Origin of the sequence: Chitinophaga agrisoli (genome assembly GCF_008386695.1) — a bacterium.
Lineage (GTDB): Bacteria > Bacteroidota > Bacteroidia > Chitinophagales > Chitinophagaceae > Chitinophaga > Chitinophaga agrisoli.
In genome coordinates this window covers 1-309 of the sequence record NZ_VUOC01000131.1, presented here as the reverse complement: position 1 = coordinate 309, position 309 = coordinate 1, and the positions used below count along the sequence as shown (strand labels likewise).

Here is a 309-nt window from a genome sequence, read left to right as displayed (position 1 = left end):
CTTTGTAAAGATCACCATGGGGCGCCGGCCAGCAAGATGCTACCGGTACTGCAAAAATAAACCGTATCCGAAATCGAGGTTCTGTCGGGGTGTACCTGATCCCAAGATCCGTATCTTCGATTTGGGTAAGAAGAGAGCGAACGTTGACGACTTTCCACTGTGCGTGCACTTGGTGTCCGACGAATATGAACAGCTGAGCTCAGAGGCTTTGGAGGCAGGACGTATCTGCTGCAATAAGTACCTCGTAAAGAACTGCGGAAAGGATCAGTTCCATATCCGCATGAGACTTCACCCTTTCCACGTTATCCG

1 protein-coding gene is annotated in these 309 nt (G+C 50.2%); it reads left to right on the top strand.

The window, feature by feature from the left end; all coding sequences use genetic code 11:
* Positions 1–16 precede the first annotated feature (16 nt).
* Positions 17–309 (top strand): ribosomal protein L16 (locus tag F0L74_RS34755; protein ID WP_497707339.1); only part of this gene is annotated, 293 nt, incomplete at its 3' end.